This window comes from Arthrobacter sp. NPDC056493 (assembly GCF_042795115.1).
In the GTDB taxonomy this organism is placed as follows: Bacteria; Actinomycetota; Actinomycetes; order Actinomycetales; family Micrococcaceae; genus Arthrobacter.
This window is the reverse complement of sequence record NZ_JBHTSL010000011.1, coordinates 62,536-79,171: the sequence shown is the minus strand read 5'-3', so window position 1 is coordinate 79,171 and position 16,636 is coordinate 62,536. Positions and strand designations below refer to the sequence as shown.

The following is a 16,636-nucleotide window of genomic DNA, read 5'->3' as shown; positions in this document are numbered from 1 at the left end:
GTGGCAGAGCTTCGCGTCGCCTTGGACAACCGGCTGGGGGACAGCTGACCGTTTCACGTGAAACCTGTCATCGCCTCGTCCAATCGAAGGAGCATCGGAGAGCATAATGACCCCTCTTGGCGAACCCGCGCCACACAAACAAATGCCGATCCGGGATACGCAGGGGAGACACTAAAGGCCCCCTGCAGGCGGGCTCCATATGACCTGGCACTGACTCGGAGGAAGCATCAAGCTGCCATCTCCAGCGCGGACAACGTGACGGCGGACAACGAGAGGGCCAGCATTACAACAACGAAGCGGGCGACCGGCACCGCCCAAACGTCAGCCGAGGGGATCAGCATCTTCCACTCGAATCGAGCTAGGGGCTATCGTCTGGATTGTCGGTTCGCAGTGCCCTTGCGCCGTATGGGTCATTCCCGAGCCTGCACCGTCTTGCTTCGCTGGTTCGCGACTCTTCCCGCTCGGTACGATCTGGGAAGATGGGGCTGGCATCCGCTTTTCGTGAGCGCCGTGGAGGCAACGGGATGCCCCGACGTGCCTCAGTCTTCATGGCTGCGCCGATCCTATTCCCCAGACACGGTATGCCCGTCAAAGCCCCTCCGAGGGCCCGAGATTCGACGCCGGTCTCAGTAGGGCCGGCCTCGGTAGGAGGGGCAAGCTCCCCACTGCAATATTGCACCATTGGCTGAACCTCCGGTCACGCGTCAGGCTCTCGCGCATCTCCTTGTCAGTTGTTTCACGTGAAACCGCACAGGGGAGGGCGGGACTCAGACCGCGCGGGCGGCTGACGGCGGCCGACGAAGGTCCGGAGCATGACGTTTCACGTGAAACAAGTATCAGGCGGCACAGATGCTGAGGCTCCCGGATGTCACTGCAGGGACCGGTCTGCAATTCGGCGGCAAGGATGGAAGCAATCCTTCGACGGTAGTTGGAGAACCACCCCGAGCTACCGCACTGCACCCATGTGGCGCCGTTGGAATACCGGTCTGCTGGCCTGCCCATTCCCGGATGATGGCGAGCTGCTACCAGGCCGGATTTAAGCAGCTTCAGTCACCGCTACGCGATGGGTACCTGGCAACAGTATGAATTGGCCAAGAAGCGTAGCCGCGAGCAATCAGATCTCTGCCTCTGGATAGATGCGCCGATGTGCCGAGCACATGCATGCACCACCTGGACCGCCCTGCATGCGTCGCCGCAAGCAAGAAGGAAGGAAGAGATGGCAGACGATCGCAAGGCAGCGAAGTGCGATCTGGTGGAAGTCTGTCCGACCCCGGGGACCAGATTGCGCCGAGTTTACCGTCATAAACGACGCGGAACACGTAGGCAGTTGGGCGCAGCCCGCAAAACACCAGCCATGGCCTGTACACACTTCCTCAATGCGGCAGAATCGCACATATGAATTCCTGCGTCTGCGGCACAGGCACCCCCTGCTTTTCGGCCATTCGCGCGACATAAAGGTCCGGCAAAAGGCTCAGAAAACCCAATTTTCCGCGTGCTTTTGGCAACCACTACTGCGCCAGAAGACCCCTTCGTGGGTCAACGAATACACGCGTCGTGGAAACTCTGGCGGGGGCCCAGCCTGCGCCCGGATGGAGACGCACGGTGCGTGTTGTGTCAACGCGGCAGTGGGAGGCCTCCTGGAGGCTGCAGAGGCCGTTGAAGGGCGCTGTGACAGCCGCGACCCTCCGGGGAAGCCCTCCGAAATCAAACCTGCGTCTGAAAACATCAGGTTCACCCATGCAGGTTCCTGGCTTCCGGTTCTATCCAAACGGCAGTACGGCGTTGCCTGAAGGTTCTACTAACCCCCTTGGCTGGGGAACCGACAGAACTCCTTAACAAGAAACCCTGCCGTTGAAAGAACTCTATCGATAGGGCCAGAAGCCGGCTTCCCTAACGACCCACTTGCAATGCACCCAGAAGGCAGTGAGTGCCACATGCCCCAGCTCAAACAACCCACCGGCCAGCTTGCAATCCATGTTGGTTGTGCCAGACACTGCCGTCCCGCCAACAGAAAAGGGCCCGTTCCTCTGAACGGGCCATGATCTTCTCTTGATTCTTTAGTTGTCGCTCCCAGGGGCAAGGACGTCCATGATCCGGTTGAGGTCTTCAACGCTCGCGAACTCAATACTCACGCGGCCCTTGCGGGCTCCGAGGGAGATCTTCACGTTGGTGTCGAGCCTGTCCGACAGCGAGGAGGCCAGGTAATCCAGCCGCTCGTGGCGTGCGCCCGGACGGGGAATGTTGTTTTTGGCCGGCGTCGCGGGTTCACGGTGCAGCGTGACCGCTTCCTCGGTGGCACGGACCGACATACCCTCAGCCACGATCTTCTGGGCCAGGCGTTCCATGGACGCCGCGTCGGGAAGCGACAGCAGAGCCCGGGCGTGGCCTGCCGAGAGGACATTGGCAGCGACGCGACGCTGCACCAGGGGCGGGAGCTTCAACAGCCGGAGAGTGTTGGACACCTGCGGGCGCGAACGGCCGATGCGGTCAGCCAGCTGCTCGTGCGTAGTACCAAAGTCCTCGAGCAGCTGCTGGTACGCAGCGGCCTCTTCGAGCGGATTGAGCTGGCTGCGGTGCAGGTTCTCCAGAAGTGCGTCGCGGAGCAGGTCGTCATCCGTCGTATCACGGACAATCGCCGGGATCGTCGAGAGTCCGGCGGCCTGGACTGCCCGCCACCGGCGCTCACCCATCACCAGCTCGTACGGTTTTCCACCCTTTTCGGTTGAAGTACGCACCACAATTGGCTGGAGGACGCCTATTTCGCGAACCGAGTGAACAAGCTCCGCCATGTCGTCCTCATCGAAGACGGTACGGGGCTGCTTGCGGTTGGGATGGATGTCCGTGACCGGGATTTCAGCGAAGCGGACGCCCGGTACCTCGACGAGTTCTACGTCGTTGTCCAAGCGGACCACGTCATCTGCAGCCACTGCGAAATCCGCTTCACGGACGGCGTCGGCCTTCTCCGCATTCTCAGAGTCGGGCGCGCCGGCGGCCTTGGCCGCACCACCATGCTTCGCGGCACCAGCGCCGGCAGCCGAAGCACCACCCTGGGAAGCGGCAGTCTTCGCCGTGGACTTGGCAGGGGAGGGCTTCACTGTATCCGAGGCATGCTTACTATCTGCTTCGACCGTGGTTGAAACTTCAGCCGCAGCTTTCCGGCCGGACCGGGGCGCCGGGGCATCATCGAGGCCAGACTTGTCCGGTTCCGAGGAGGGGACGGGTTCAGCCGTCTTCCGAGCCTCCGGGAAGAAGAGATCCACAGGGCGCGACGGAGCTGCTCCGTTACCCGAAGCGCCTGCGGAAGCGGAACTTGGAATGAGTGCGCCAAGACCGCGACCGAGCCCGCGTCGCTTATCGCTCATGGATGATTCCCTCCATCGGAAGAGCCCGGCTATGCCGGGCTCCGGCTGTTGCTGTGTTTGGAAAATTCTAACGCTCAGCGATTTCCGCTGCGGCTTCCAGGTAGGACAACGCGCCGCTGGAGGATGGATCGTAGGTCATGACAGTCTGCTGGTAGCTCGGTGCTTCGGAGATCCGCACGGACCGAGGGACGACAGCGTCAAGGACCTGGTCCGGGAAGTGCTGCCGGACTTCAGCTGCGACCTGGGCGGCCAGGTTGGTCCGGCCGTCGTACATGGTCAGCAAGATCGTGGAGACTTCCAGATCCGCATTCAGGTGCTTCTGGATCATCTCGATGTTCTTCAGCAGCTGGCTCAGGCCCTCGAGCGCGTAGTACTCGCACTGGATGGGGATGAGCACCTCGCCGGCAGCGCAGAAAGCGTTGACTGTCAGCAGTCCCAGGCTCGGCGGGCAGTCGATGAAGATGTAGTCGAGCCGCTGCTCGCCCTTCTTCTGGCGGGCTTTGGCATAGACGTCGATGGCGCGGCGGAGGCGCTGTTCGCGTGCCACCAGGGAGACCAGCTCGATCTCGGCACCGGCCAGGTGGATGGTGGCCGGGGCGCAGATGAGGTTGCTGATGTCCGGGCACTGTGCCACCACGTCCTCAAGCGCCATATCGTTAATCAGCACGTCGTAGATGCTGTCGACGTCGGCATGGTGCTCAATGCCCAGAGCCGTGGAGGCATTGCCCTGCGGGTCGATGTCGATGACCAGGACGTTGAGGCCGGCCGCAGCCAGCGCCGCAGCGATGTTCACAGTGGTCGTGGTCTTTCCCACTCCACCCTTTTGGTTTGAAACCGTGAAAATTCGGGTCTTCTCCGGCTTCGGCAGGTTGCGTCCCAGGAGCCGCTCCCGACGCCGGTTCTCGTGCGCGAGTTCCCGTGCAATGGGGCTCGAATCATCCATGGTATCCAGCACGTTTCCGCGGGCCGCGGTTTCACGTGAAACCTTGGCAGCAGTAGTGCCTGCAACCGGATTGAATTGATTTGCCGTGGTAGCGACCGGTGATACGCCAAAGGCACGCGCCGACCCCAGGGACACGAACGGGGGAATCCGCTGCGTGGAGGTTTCGCTACTGGTCACTGGGACACACTCACTCTCGTTCGGCTTTCACTGCCGTTCTCTAGCCTAACCGCTACATCCTGTGGACCCGCGGCACCGTGCGGGGCTAGGCGCTCTTTTGGGTCTTCTTAACTACGATCCGCACCACCGTGGTGGGTTCCTCGAGCAGGTTTTGGCCTACTGTGACAACGGATGTCTCCACGCCACCAAGCTTGCGGATGGCCTTGGCTGCCTTCTCGATCTCCTCGGCAGCGCTGCGACCCTTGATGGCCACGACTTCACCCTCGCCACCGAGCAGCGGAATGGTCAGGCCGGCAAGGTTGCTCAGAGCAGACACTGCCCGGGCGGTCACAACGTCGGCCGTCACCATTCCAACAGCCAGTTCGGCGCGCGTGCGCATGACGGTGACGTTGCTCAACCCGAGATCGTCAACCACTTCCTGCAGCCAGATCACCCGGCGCTCGAGCGGTTCGATGAGGGTCAGTTCCAGGTCGGGACGGGCAATGGCCAGGCAAAGGCCAGGCAGGCCGGCGCCGCTCCCGACGTCGGCCACGTGGCTGCCCTGGGGAATTTCACTTTCGATCACCGCGCAGTTCAGGACATGGCGTCCCCAGAGCCTGGGGACCTCCCGCGGCCCGATGAGTCCCCGCTCGGTGCCGGATGTCGCGAGGTGCTCGACATACCGTTCAGCCAGGCCAAAACGGTCGCCGAAAATCTTCTCCGCCGCCTGGCGCTCGGCTGCAGTAATTTCAACCATCTGTAACTCAGCCAAAGGGTTCAGTCGGCGGAAACGACGATGTGCCGGCCTGCACCCTCGCCCTCGGACTCGCTGACGAATCCAAGGTCGGCAACGGCGTCGTGCACGATCTTCCGTTCGTAGGCGCTCATGGGATCCAGCGCGACGGCCTCACCGGTTTCCTTGACGGAAGCGACGGCGTCCTCGGCAATTTTCTGCAGGTGGCCCGCGCGTTCCTTGCGGTACCCGTTGATGTCCAGCACCAGGCGCGAACGGTTTTCCGTAGCGGAAAGAACCGAAAGCCGGGTCAGCTCCTGAAGGGCCTCCAACACCTCGCCGTCGCGTCCCACGAGGCTCTCGAGCCCGGCGGACTCTTCCTCGGCCACGATCGAGATGTAGGTACGTCCGTTGCGGACTTCGATGTCAATGTCGCCGTCGATGTCGGCAATGTCGAGCAGTTCCTCAAGGTAGTCGGCGGCGACGTCGCCCTCTTCTTCCAGGCGGCTTGCCGACGTGCCCTTGCCCGCGTTCACGGTACCGGCAACGGAGTCCTGGTCTTCGCTTGCTTCAGCGGAAAGTGCGTGTTCAGAGCTCTCAACAGACATTACTTCTTCTTCCTGTTCTTACGTTGTGGCTGAGTGCGCTGCGTCCGGGCCTGCGCAACCGCAGCGGCGGCAGCTGCTTCAGCTTCGGCGTCGGCCTTCTTGCCGCCCAGGATGGGAAGGGCCGGAAGGCCCTTGGCGGCACGGCGTTCGGCGAGGGCTTTGGCGGCGGGGGATCCCGGCGTCGGCATGCGGCGGATGACAAAGAACTGCTGGCCCATGGTCCACAGGTTGGTGGTGGTCCAGTAGATCAGGACACCGATGGGGAAGTTGATGCCGCCCACACCGAAGACGATGGGCAGGATGTACAGCATCATCTTCTGCTGGCGCATGAACGGGCTGGCCATGGCCTCTTCGGACATGTTCTTGGCCATGATCTGCTTCTGCGTGATGAACTGCGAGGCCGTCATGGCCAGGATCATCACGATGGAGAGGATCCACACCGTCACCACGTTGCCGTTGGGTGGCGTGCCGTGAAGCAGGGTCGCGGAGAGCGGAGCGCCAAAGATGCTGGACTCGTCGAACTGCCTGACCTGCTCAATGCTCATGGCGCCGATGCCCTGGCCACCGGCCTTGGCGGAGCTGATGCCGGAGAGTACCTGGAACAGCGCAAAGAAGAACGGCATCTGGATGAGCATCGGGAGGCAGGCAGAGAACGGGTTGGTGCCGTGCTTCTTGTACAGGGCCATCTGCTCCTGCGCCATGGCCTGGCGGGAAAGCTGATCGGTCTTGCCCTTGTACTTGTCCTGCATCTTCTTCAGGTCGGGCTGCAGCAGCTGCATACCTCGCTGCGCCTTGATCTGCTTGACGAACACGGGGATAAGGGCGGCGCGGATCACCAGCACCAGCCCGATGATGGACAGCGTCCAGGTCCAGCCGTTCGCGGCCGGCAGGCCGATGAAGCTCAATCCGTCATGGAAGCCGACCATAATGACTGAGACCAGCCACTTGAACGGGGCCATGATTGTTCCAAAGAAGTCCATACGATTCCCTATTCGTCAGGCCGCAGCGCGGCCTTCTTCATCAGTCTGAGCAGCCAGGTACTTATCCGGGTTATTCAGCACAACAATTCTGGGGGTCCGGTTTTCAGGCCATTCCCGGTGGCCGGCGGGGACATGGTCCACACCACCGGCGTTCCACGGGTGGCAACGTGCCAGGCGCCTGGCCGCGAGCCAGCCACCCTTGACAGCGCCGTGGACGGTGACCGCTTCAAGCGCGTAGGCCGAGCAGGAGGGAAAAAAGCGGCAAACCTGGCCGTACAAGGGCGAAACCACCTTGCGGTAGGCCAGAAGCAGAAGAATGAGGATATTGCGGGGCAGGTTCCAGATGAAGCTGCCCGCGGCCGCTGTTGCGGACTTCGGGGAACGGACGACGGCGGCAGTCGGGTCAAGCACGCTGTGTCCCTTCCTGTGTTGTTGCGTCCGGTAGCGTTCCAGCTGGCCGTTTTCCGGTCACCGCCGGAAGGCGGCCAGCCAGCCGCCTCATGGTGTTTTCCAAGGCGGCGTTGTAATCCGCCAGGAGTTCATCCCAGCTGGCTGTTGCGGAGGCGGGCAAAGCACGCACCACAATAGCGAATCCGGTGCCGTACTCGTGCAACGAGACAGCGCCGGCTTCTCTAAGTCTCCTCTTAACGAGGTTCCTGGCAACAGCGTTCCCGACAGCTTTGGAAACGATGAACCCGATACGGCTGGGTTCGTCGGCTCCAATAGTTGCCGTATATAACACTACGTTCCGGCGTCCATTGCGGACGCCGGAACGTACAGTTGTTGAAAAATCGGTTGAAGTCCTCAGGCGGTTACGGGTGGCAAGCACCGCTAATCTCGCAGAAGGAAGAAGACCGACAAGTCAGTATTTATGCCGACAGTTCGGTGCGGCCCTTGCCACGGCGGGCGGCCAGGATGGCGCGGCCGGCACGGGTGCGCATACGAAGGCGGAAGCCGTGCTTCTTGGCCCGACGGCGGTTATTCGGCTGAAAAGTCCGCTTGCTCACGTTAGTTACTCCAGTGGATCAAAGGTGCGCCCACCCGATCAGTAAGGGGAAGAACTGGCCGACGCTAAGTTTTGTATGTGTCTGCTTCCCCTAGGTTTTTCCCGAACACGCGAAGTGTCCGGAAGTCCAAAATAGGGTCAGAAAGCAGGCACAAAGGACTCCACAACGTTAGGGCAAAACGCGGGCAGGAGTCAAACCAGCAGGCCGCCCGGCGTGTTTCCCCAGCTGTGGCTAACGGGGCGCCGAACCTGTGGATGAAGCGGCTCACAACCGGCGTTTTCGAACCACAACGGTGTAATTATCCACAAGGCACTTCCCAGCTATCTTCTAGGCTTTTCATCCCCTAGAGTGTCTCAGTAGCCGATTATCCACGGACTGTGCATAACCCTGTGGATTAAGCCGGGCCAGCACCCTGGTTCGGGCTTGCGGCTGCATGTAATGCAGGCAGCAAGCTTTGAGGAACCAAATTTGATGACAGTAGACGAAGCCAACCACGCCAACACTGTCGGAAGTTCCTGGCGGCGCGTGGTGAATCTTCTCGAACAGGACGACCGCGTCTCGCCCCGGCAACGCGGCTTTGTCATCCTCGCGCAGGCCCAGGGCCTCATCGGTTCCACCCTTCTCGTCGCAGTGCCCAACGAACTGACCCGGGAAGTGCTCCAGACGCAGGTCAAGGACGCTCTCGATGACGCTCTCCGCAACGTCTTCTCAGACGACATCCGATGCGCGATCGACGTCGACACCGATCTGGTGCCCATCCACGAAGAGCCGGAACCCGCCGTCGAGCTTTCCCTCGCAAACGATCCCTCCATTGAACAGAAGCCGCAGCCCATGCTGCCGAGCACTTCACACGAGTTCGGCCGGCTCAATCCGAAGTACGTTTTCGACACGTTCGTGATCGGATCCTCCAACCGGTTTGCGCATGCCGCAGCCGTCGCCGTGGCGGAAGCGCCCGCGAAGGCCTACAACCCGCTGTTCATTTACGGTGACTCGGGTCTGGGCAAGACGCACCTCCTGCACGCCATCGGCCATTACGCCCGGCGCCTCTACAGCGGGATCCGCGTCCGGTACGTCAACTCCGAGGAATTCACCAACGACTTCATCAACTCGATCCGTGACGACGAAGGCGCCAGCTTCAAGACGACGTACCGCAACGTCGACGTCCTGCTGATCGATGACATCCAGTTCCTGGCCGGCAAGGACCGGACGCTGGAGGAGTTCTTCCACACGTTCAACTCCCTGCACAACAACAACAAGCAGGTGGTCATCACCTCGGACCAGCCGCCCAAGCTGCTCGCGGGTTTCGAGGACCGGATGAAATCCCGCTTCGAGTGGGGCCTGCTGACGGACATCCAGCCCCCCGAACTTGAAACCCGCATCGCCATCCTCCGGAAGAAGGCCCTCAGCGAAGGCCTCTCCGCCCCGGACGACGCACTCGAGTACATCGCGTCGAAGATCGCCAGCAACATCCGCGAACTCGAAGGCGCCCTCATCCGCGTCACCGCATTCGCCAGCCTCAACCGCCAGCCGGTGGATGTGGCTCTCGCGGAGATGGTGCTCAAAGACCTCATCACCGACGACGGCGCCCAGGAAATCACGTCCGGCCAGATCCTGCAGCAGACGGCGGACTACTTCAAGCTCAGCATGGAGGAGCTCTGCAGCAAGTCGCGGACCCGGACGCTGGTGACCGCACGGCAGATCGCCATGTACCTGTGCCGCGAGCTGACCGACATGTCGCTTCCCAAGATCGGCCAGGAGCTCGGCGGCCGCGACCACACCACGGTGATCCACGCCGACCGCAAGATCCGTGAACTCATGGCCGAGCGGCGTGTGATTTACAACCAGGTCACGGAGCTCACCAACCGCATCAAGCAGCAGCAGCGCGACTCCTGATCCGAGGTTCTTAACCTTATTAACAGGTGCGTGTGGATAAACCTGTGGACAGTTAAGGGGACAACCGCGGTTAATGGGCTTAAAACCCTTAAGGCGTCTGTGGATCACGCAAACAGGCCAAAAATGTTGTCCCCATCCACAGCCTGTTTAAAACGTGCCGAACCCACAGTCCATGAACAGGGCTTAACCGCGGATCCGAGCCGTGAAACGGGGTTATCCACAGTTTCCACAGCAGTTATTAACACTACTAATCCCAAAAAATTGAAATCCCTCAAACAACAATCTCCTTCCCCGACCTCCATGCACCGGCCAAAGGATCGGCCACTGGCCGCCGGCAGAGCCGGCAGCAACGGCGGGGATGGGGAAATGCTTGTAGTTCCGGCTAAGCTGTCTGCAGCGCTCCCATCCCCGGGTTCGTTTGCAGTCGGCCATGCGCGGACCATGCAGGTTCCGGGGTTTGGGGGCAAAGGTCTTGTGGGCTCTTTGCGAGTTCCCGTTCAGAAAATGGCAGCAGCAATGAAAGGCGGCACCCTTCCGTGAAGTTCAGAGTCGAACGGGACGTCCTGGCAGAAGCCGTCACATGGACAGCCCGGTCGTTGTCTCCGCGGCCGCCCGTACCCGTGCTTTCCGGTCTCCTTCTCAAAGCCGAATCCGGGACCGTCAGCCTGTCCAGCTTCGATTACGAGACGTCCGCGCGGCTTGAAATACCTGCCGACATCAGGGAAGAAGGCACCATCCTGGTTTCGGGCCGGCTCCTCGCGGACATTTGCCGCAGCCTTCCCTCAGCGCCGGTGGACATCGAAACCGATGGCAACAAGGTGACCCTCACCTGCCGCCGAAGCAGCTTCCACCTCGCCACCATGCCCGAGGCCGAATACCCGCCTCTGCCCGCGCTGCCCACCATCACCGGTACTGTTGCCGGCGACGCCTTCGCCCAGGCCGTGTCCCAGGTGATCATCGCCGCCAGCAAGGACGACACCCTTCCCATCCTCACCGGCGTGCGGATGGAGATCGAGGACGACCTCATCACCCTCCTGGCCACCGACCGTTACCGGCTCGCCATGCGGGAAGTTCCCTGGAAGCCTGTCACTCCCGGCATCTCCACCAGTGCCCTGGTCAAGGCCAAAACGCTCAACGAAGTTGCCAAGACCCTGGGCGGCAGCGGTGACATCAACCTCGCCATCGCCGACGACGACAGCCGACTCATCGGCTTTGAAAGCGGCGGCCGCACCACCACGTCGCTACTGGTCGACGGCGACTACCCCAAGATCCGCTCGCTATTCCCGGATTCCACGCCCATTCACGCCACGGTGCAGACCCAGGAGCTCGTGGAGGCTGTCCGCCGTGTCTCGCTCGTGGCCGAACGCAACACCCCGGTCCGGCTCGCGTTCACCCAGGGCCAGCTGCACCTCGACGCCGGCACCGGTGAGGACGCCCAGGCCTCCGAAGAGCTCGAGGCACAGTTGTCCGGCGAGGACATCACCGTTGCCTTCAACCCGCACTACCTGGTTGAGGGCCTCAGCGTGATCGAAACCAAGTTCGTGCGATTCTCCTTCACCACGGCACCCAAGCCCGCAATGATTACCGCACAGAACGACATCGACGGCGAGGACCAGGACGACTACCGCTACCTCGTGATGCCGGTGCGCCTGCCCAACTAAGCCACACCCCAACTGGGTAGCAGGTGAGGGGCTTCTGAGCCTTCAAAACGCCTCGAGCTGCTACCTGGTTGGGTGGACCGCCCATCCCAAACCTCCGCGCAGAAAAGAGTTCACACGGTGCATATCGGACTGATCGGCCTTGGAAAAATGGGCTTCAACATGCGCGAGCGGCTGCGCAAGGGCGGAATCGAAGTCACCGGCTTTGACCGCAACCCTGAGGTCACCGATGTCGCCTCCACGGACGACCTCATTGCCGCGCTTCCTGCGCCGCGCCTCATCTGGGTCATGGTTCCGGCCGGTGAAATCACCGACGCCGTCATCACCGAGCTCGGCGCCAAGCTGCAGCCCGGCGACATGGTGATCGACGGCGGCAACTCCCGCTTCACTGAGGACCAGAAGCACGGCGCGGCCCTGGCCGAAAAGGGAATCCGCTTCGCTGACTGCGGCGTCTCCGGCGGGGTCTGGGGACTTCAGAACGGTTACGGGCTCATGGCTGGCGGCGACGCCGAGGACATTGAACGTGCACTTCCGGTTTTTGACGCGCTCCGTCCGGAGGGTGACCGTGCGGACAGCTTCGTGCACGTGGGCGGCGTCGGCGCCGGGCATTACGCCAAGATGGTGCACAACGGCATCGAGTACGGCTTGATGCAGGCCTACGCCGAGGGCTACGAACTCCTCGCTGCCAAGGAAATCGTTACGGATCTTCCCGGAACCTTCCGCGCCTGGCAGAAGGGAACGGTTGTCCGGTCGTGGCTGCTGGATCTCATGGTGAAGGCCCTGGACGAGGATCCGGGACTTGCCTCGATCGATGACTACGTCGAAGACTCCGGTGAAGGCCGCTGGACCGTGGAAGAGGCCATCGCCAATGCGGTGCCGGCCCCTGCGATCACCGCCGCGCTGTTTGCCCGCTTCGCCTCCCGCGAGGACAACTCGCCGGCCATGAAGATGGTGTCCGCGCTGCGCCACCAGTTCGGCGGGCATGCCACCCGTCCGGCCAAGTAGCTCCGTGTCCGGGTTCCGCCCGGCTTCCGGCCCGACGGTTCCCGAGAATTTGAAGATCGCGTGTACCTAGAACACCTGTCCCTGACCGATTTCCGCAGTTACGCCCAGGTGGATCTCCGCTTTGGCCCGGGCGTCACGGTCCTGGTCGGCTCCAACGGAATCGGCAAGACCAACCTGATGGAGGCCATCGGCTACCTTGCGACCCTCAGTTCCCACCGGGTCAGCGCCGACGCTCCGTTACTGCGTTTCGGAACCGACCGCGCCCTGATCCGGGCGAAGCTGGTCCGCGGCGAACAATCCACCATCCTGGAGCTGGAAATCAACGGCGGCCGGGCCAACCGGGGACGCATCAACCGCAGCAACCCCGTCCGTGCGCGTGACCTGCTGGGCATCTGCCACACCGTCCTCTTCGCTCCGGAGGACCTGGCGCTCGTCAAAGGCGATCCGTCGAACCGCCGCCGCTTCCTGGACGAGCTTCTCGTGAGCCTGGTTCCCCGACACGCCGCCACCCGCAGCGACTACGACCGGGTCCTCAAACAGCGCAACGCACTGCTGAAGTCGGCGCGGGCCGGGAAATTCACTGCCGGCCACGAGGCCACCCTCGACGTCTGGGACCAGCACATGGCGCGCGCCGGTGCGGAACTGCTGCACGCCAGGCTGGAACTCGTTGAGCGCCTTCGGCCTCATCTCAACAGCGCGTACGCCCAGCTCACCGACGGCTCCAAAGCCGCGGATGCGATCTACAGGTCGACACTGCAGAACATAATGGACGACGACGGCGAGCCGGCTGGCGCTTCGACGGCACCACCCGGGCCGGGAAACCCGGCCGAGGATCTCCGCCTGTTGTCCGTGGAGGAGCTCGCCGAACGCTACATGCAGGCCTTCGCGGCATCCCGCCGCAGGGAAGTCGAACGGGGCATCTCGTTGGTAGGTCCGCACCGGGACGAGCTGGAACTCGTGCTCGGGCCGGCTCCCGCCAAGGGCTACGCGTCACACGGTGAAACCTGGTCGATGTGCCTGTCGCTCCGGCTGGCGTCCTACTACGTCATGCTCGACGACGCCCGCACCGGAGGCTCAGCGCCGATCCTCATCCTGGACGACGTTTTCGCCGAACTTGATGTCCAGCGGCGGCGTAAACTGGCCGCAATAGTTGCCGGCGCCGAGCAGGTGCTGGTGACCGCCGCCGTCGACGCCGATATTCCGGACGAGCTTGCGGGCCGGCGGGTGAAAGTAATTCCGGGAGGAATCGATGAACAGGGATAAGGACGGCGGCCTGCAGCCGGGCCGCGATCCCGATGAAATCGATGCCGCCCAGGCGGCGCTAAACAGGATGCGTGAGGCGGCGGCTGCCCGTGGGGAGATCCGCCGGAAAGCGCCACGGGCAGGCACCGGACAAAAACCGCGAACTGCGGCCCAGGGAACACGGGGCTTCAGCCAGTTCCACTCCACCGGACGCGACCCCCTGGGGCTGGGAAAGGTGGTGGGGCGGCTGGTTGCCGAGCGCGGCTGGACCTCCCCGGTCGCCGTCGGCTCGGTCATGGCCGAGTGGCCGGCACTCGTGGGACCGGAAATCGCCGCGCACTGCACCCCGGAAAGCTTCACCGACACCACCCTTCATGTCCGGTGCGACTCCACTGCCTGGGCGACGCAGCTCCGGCTGCTCAGCATGAGCCTGCTCGAAAAGTTCCGCACCGAACTCGGTGATGGAGTGGTCACCAGCATCCAGGTGCTGGGGCCGGCCGCACCGAACTGGCGCAAGGGCGGCCGTACTGTCAACGGACGCGGGCCGAGGGACACGTACGGATAGCCGACAGCACAAACGGCGTGCAGGGCGCTTAAACCGCCGTCGGCCGTATAGGAGTCCAAAACAGGGACTGCTGGAGCCTTGCAGGCGGGGCCAATGGCCAGCGAGAGGCATATTGAGCCGCGTCGGCGCCCCGCCAATGCGGGGATCGACCATGTTTCACGATAGAATTCCTCTAGATAACTGGGCGCCGGTGAAACGTTGACTGAGTCCGTTTTCCAGCGCTTTTTCCGCGTGGGAACGGTTCCGCAGGTCAACCGAGCAGCTGGCGCTGGCAGTGACGTGCCTTTTGGCGGACGCCGTTCCCCGGCGGACGGCGGAGGCCGGCCATCATCGAACATAGAGGAGTCGAAAGCGCCTGTGGCTAACGACAATGCAGATATCGAGGCAGTGGAGCCTGTAGCGGAGGATGCCCGGACGTCCGGCGCCCCGGCTGAGACTGCCACACCGCGGGAGTACGGCGCCAGCGACATCACCGTTCTTGAGGGCCTCGAGGCCGTACGGAAACGGCCCGGCATGTACATCGGCTCCACCGGTCTGCGCGGCCTGCACCACCTGGTGTACGAAGTTGTGGACAACTCCGTGGATGAGGCACTGGCAGGTTACTGCACGCACATCGAAGTTGTTCTGCAGGCGGACGGCGGCGTCAAGGTAACAGACGACGGCCGCGGCATCCCGGTGGACATCCACCCCACCGAGGGCAAGCCGACCGTCGAGGTGGTCATGACCATCCTGCACGCCGGAGGCAAGTTCGGCGGCGGCGGCTACGCCGTGTCCGGCGGCCTGCACGGCGTGGGTATCTCCGTCGTTAACGCGCTCTCCAGCCGCGTGGACACCGAGGTCCGCAGGCAGGGCCACGTCTGGCGCATGTCCTTTGCCGACGGCGGCAAGCCCCAAGGCGCCCTGGTCCAGGGCGAGGAAACTGCCGAGACGGGAACCACCCAGACCTTCTACCCGGATCCGAGCATCTTCGAATCCGTGGAATTCGACTTCGAGACGCTCCGCGCGCGCTTCCAGCAGATGGCCTTCCTCAACAAGGGACTGAAGATCACCCTGACGGACGAGCGCCAGGCGGCGGCCGGCACGGACGATGCCGGCGACCTGGACCTGGACGGCGTGCTGACCGAGGGCGAGGTCTTGGCCGAGCACCGCACCGTGGTCTACCAGTACAACGATGGTCTTCTCGACTATGTCAAGCACCTGAACTCGAGCAAGAAGGTGGATGTTGTCCACGAGGACGTCATCGCCTTCGAGACCGAGGACACCGAGCGGCACATCGCCGTCGAGATGGCGATGCAGTGGACCACGGCGTACTCCGAGAGCGTTCACACCTACGCCAACACCATCAACACCCACGAGGGCGGAACCCACGAAGAAGGGTTCCGTGCCGCGATGACGTCGCTCATCAACCGCTACGCGCGGGAGCAGAAAATCATCAAGGAAAAAGAGGAGAACCTCACCGGCGACGACATCCGCGAAGGCCTGACGGCCGTCATCTCGGTGAAGCTGTCCGAGCCCCAGTTCGAGGGCCAGACCAAAACCAAACTGGGCAACTCCGAGGTCAAGGGCTTTGTGCAGCGCGTGGTCACCGACCAGCTCGGCGACTGGCTGGAACGCAACCCCGCCCCGGCGCGCGACGTGATCCGCAAGGCCATTTCCGCCGCGCAGGCTCGCATGGCTGCGCGCAAGGCCCGCGACAATGCGCGCCGCAAGAGCCCGCTGGAGTCCTTCGGCATGCCGGGCAAGCTCTCCGACTGCTCCTCGAAGGATCCCGCGAAGTGCGAGGTTTACCTGGTGGAGGGTGACTCGGCAGGCGGTTCGGCCAAGCGCGGTCGAAACCCGGAGACGCAGGCCATCCTTCCGCTCCGGGGCAAGATCCTCAACGTGGAGCGGGCACGCCTGGACAAGGCGCTGGGCAACAACGAGGTCCAGTCCATGATCACAGCATTCGGCACGGGCATCGGCGAGGACTTCGACCTCAGCAAGCTGCGCTATCACAAGATCGTGCTGATGGCTGATGCCGACGTGGACGGCCAACACATCACCACGTTGCTGATGACACTGCTGTTCCGGTACATGCGCCCGCTGATCGAGAACGGCTATGTCTACCTGGCCCAGCCGCCGCTGTACCGCATCAAGTGGTCCAACGCGCCGCACGACTACGTTTACAGCGACCGTGAGCGTGACGCCGTGCTGGTTTCTGGCCAGGCATCGGGCCGCCGCATTCCGAAGGAAAACGGCATCCAGCGCTACAAGGGTCTGGGCGAGATGGATTACACCGAACTCTGGGACACCACCATGGACCCGGACCGGCGCACCCTCCTGCAGGTCACCATGGAGGACGCAGCGGCCGCCGACCAGATCTTCGCCGTGTTGATGGGCGAGGACGTCGAATCCCGCCGAAACTTCATCCAGCAGAACGCCAAGGACGTCAGGTTCCTCGATATCTAGCGGTTTGCGCCCTTGATATTCCAGAACAGACATATA

At 62.7% G+C, this 16,636-nt stretch carries 14 protein-coding genes; 6 read left to right on the top strand and 8 right to left on the bottom strand.

What is annotated here, in order from left to right:
• Positions 1–2,057 precede the first annotated feature (2,057 nt).
• The 8 genes from ACFQ50_RS07285 to rpmH form a co-directional block, all read right to left on the bottom strand.
• Entirely contained in the window at positions 2,058–3,362 is a 1,305-nt protein-coding gene (locus ACFQ50_RS07285) for a ParB/RepB/Spo0J family partition protein (protein ID WP_377994858.1), read from the bottom strand.
• 67 nt (positions 3,363–3,429) lie between these two features.
• On the bottom strand, positions 3,430–4,482 hold the full coding sequence (locus tag ACFQ50_RS07280) for a ParA family protein (protein ID WP_377994857.1): 1,053 nt from the start codon (positions 4,480–4,482) through the stop codon (positions 3,430–3,432).
• 85 nt (positions 4,483–4,567) lie between these two features.
• Positions 4,568–5,218: a 16S rRNA (guanine(527)-N(7))-methyltransferase RsmG gene (gene rsmG / locus ACFQ50_RS07275; RefSeq protein WP_377994856.1), complete on the bottom strand. Its 651-nt coding sequence runs from the start codon at positions 5,216–5,218 to the stop codon at positions 4,568–4,570.
• A gap of 20 nt (positions 5,219–5,238) precedes the next feature.
• A complete protein-coding gene (locus tag ACFQ50_RS07270) occupies positions 5,239–5,802 on the bottom strand; it encodes a protein jag (protein ID WP_377994855.1) in 564 nt (187 codons plus the stop codon).
• Complete coding sequence (yidC, locus tag ACFQ50_RS07265; RefSeq protein ID WP_377994854.1) at positions 5,802–6,782, bottom strand: membrane protein insertase YidC; 981 nt, start codon at positions 6,780–6,782, stop codon at positions 5,802–5,804. Before yidC ends, ACFQ50_RS07270 begins: the two co-directional genes overlap by 1 nt.
• A 15-nt stretch (positions 6,783–6,797) precedes the next feature.
• Complete coding sequence (yidD, locus tag ACFQ50_RS07260) at positions 6,798–7,193, bottom strand: membrane protein insertion efficiency factor YidD (protein WP_377994853.1); 396 nt, start codon at positions 7,191–7,193, stop codon at positions 6,798–6,800.
• The gene (rnpA, locus tag ACFQ50_RS07255) at positions 7,186–7,611 is read right to left on the bottom strand and encodes a ribonuclease P protein component (protein ID WP_377994852.1); all 426 of its coding nucleotides are present in this window, start codon (positions 7,609–7,611) and stop codon (positions 7,186–7,188) included. Before rnpA ends, yidD begins: the two co-directional genes overlap by 8 nt.
• Before the next feature lie 40 nt (positions 7,612–7,651).
• Positions 7,652–7,789 carry a 50S ribosomal protein L34 gene (gene rpmH / locus ACFQ50_RS07250; RefSeq protein ID WP_003800212.1) on the bottom strand — a complete coding sequence of 46 codons (138 nt, stop codon included), beginning with the start codon at positions 7,787–7,789 and terminating at the stop codon, positions 7,652–7,654.
• 471 nt (positions 7,790–8,260) lie between these two features.
• Here rpmH and dnaA point away from each other — a divergent pair, with 471 nt between their 5' ends.
• From dnaA to gyrB, 6 genes are all read left to right on the top strand, one after another.
• Entirely contained in the window at positions 8,261–9,682 is a 1,422-nt protein-coding gene (gene dnaA, locus ACFQ50_RS07245; protein WP_377994851.1) for a chromosomal replication initiator protein DnaA, read from the top strand.
• A 536-nt stretch (positions 9,683–10,218) separates the two neighbouring features.
• Positions 10,219–11,343: a DNA polymerase III subunit beta gene (dnaN, locus tag ACFQ50_RS07240; RefSeq protein ID WP_377994850.1), complete on the top strand. Its 1,125-nt coding sequence runs from the start codon at positions 10,219–10,221 to the stop codon at positions 11,341–11,343.
• Positions 11,344–11,415: 72 nt separating this feature from the next.
• Positions 11,416–12,345, top strand: coding sequence for a phosphogluconate dehydrogenase (NAD(+)-dependent, decarboxylating) (gene gnd / locus ACFQ50_RS07235; RefSeq protein WP_377994849.1), 930 nt, complete (start codon positions 11,416–11,418; stop codon positions 12,343–12,345).
• A 60-nt stretch (positions 12,346–12,405) separates the two neighbouring features.
• Positions 12,406–13,608, top strand: a complete 1,203-nt coding sequence (recF, locus tag ACFQ50_RS07230; RefSeq protein WP_377994848.1) for a DNA replication/repair protein RecF — start codon at positions 12,406–12,408, stop codon at positions 13,606–13,608.
• Positions 13,595–14,152, top strand: a complete 558-nt coding sequence (locus tag ACFQ50_RS07225) for a DUF721 domain-containing protein (RefSeq protein WP_377994847.1) — start codon at positions 13,595–13,597, stop codon at positions 14,150–14,152. The genes recF and ACFQ50_RS07225 overlap by 14 nt, the downstream gene beginning before the upstream one ends.
• A gap of 357 nt (positions 14,153–14,509) precedes the next feature.
• The gene (gene gyrB / locus ACFQ50_RS07220) at positions 14,510–16,600 is read left to right on the top strand and encodes a DNA topoisomerase (ATP-hydrolyzing) subunit B (RefSeq protein ID WP_377994846.1); all 2,091 of its coding nucleotides are present in this window, start codon (positions 14,510–14,512) and stop codon (positions 16,598–16,600) included.
• Positions 16,601–16,636: the final 36 nt, after the last annotated feature.

What these genes read in the sequence shown, in the direction of transcription:
- ACFQ50_RS07285 (WP_377994858.1), bottom strand. Translation starts at nt 3,362, where the DNA reads ATGAGCGATAAGCGACGCGGGCTCGGTCGCGGTCTTGGCGCACTCATT.
- rsmG (WP_377994856.1), bottom strand. Translation starts at nt 5,218, where the DNA reads ATGGTTGAAATTACTGCAGCCGAGCGCCAGGCGGCGGAGAAGATTTTC.
- ACFQ50_RS07270 (WP_377994855.1), bottom strand. Translation starts at nt 5,802, where the DNA reads ATGTCTGTTGAGAGCTCTGAACACGCACTTTCCGCTGAAGCAAGCGAA.
- yidC (WP_377994854.1), bottom strand. Translation starts at nt 6,782, where the DNA reads ATGGACTTCTTTGGAACAATCATGGCCCCGTTCAAGTGGCTGGTCTCA.
- dnaA (WP_377994851.1), top strand. Translation starts at nt 8,261, where the DNA reads ATGACAGTAGACGAAGCCAACCACGCCAACACTGTCGGAAGTTCCTGG.
- ACFQ50_RS07225 (WP_377994847.1), top strand. Translation starts at nt 13,595, where the DNA reads ATGAACAGGGATAAGGACGGCGGCCTGCAGCCGGGCCGCGATCCCGAT.